General features: G+C 71.9%; 1 protein-coding gene. It reads right to left on the bottom strand.

Features of this window, described 5'->3' with window-relative positions; translation table 11 throughout:
* Positions 1–502 (bottom strand): ATP-binding cassette domain-containing protein (locus ACFWJO_RS39960; protein WP_386873233.1); only part of this gene is annotated, 502 nt, incomplete at both ends.

The following is a 502-nucleotide window of genomic DNA, read 5'->3' as shown; positions in this document are numbered from 1 at the left end:
CCGGCATTCCGTTAGGTTATCGAGGGCCGACGTCGCCTCGTCTACCGCGAGGAGGCGGGGGCGCCGGAAGATCGCGCGCGCGATGCCCAGGCGCTGGCGCTGGCCGCCGGAGACGCCCACGGCCCCTTCGCCGATCACGGTGTCCAGGCCGTCGGGGAGCTCGTCCAGCCACTGGCCCAGCTGGGCTTCGCGCAGCACGCGCTCCACCTCGGCCCGGTCCGCCGTCTGGGTGGCCTCGACGTCCAGGAGCACGTTGTGCAGCACCGTTCCGTTGACCACGGTGACGGACTGCGGGACGAACGCCACGTTGTCCCACCAGCCGCGCGGGTTGGCCTCGAGCTCCACCCCGTCCACGTAGACCCCACCGCGCTGGGCGTGGTGGAAGCCGATGACCAGGTCCACCAGGGTGGTCTTGCCGGCACCGCTGCCGCCCACGAAGGCGTACGAGGAGCCGAAGGGGATGCGCAGGTCGATGTCGCGCAGGACCGGTTCGGCCTTGCCG

The sequence above is a fragment of the Streptomyces sp. NPDC127092 genome, from assembly GCF_042722475.1.
Classification (GTDB): Bacteria; Actinomycetota; Actinomycetes; order Streptomycetales; family Streptomycetaceae; genus Streptomyces.
The sequence above is the reverse complement of the archived record's forward strand: the minus strand, read 5'-3'. Positions and strand labels throughout refer to the sequence as shown.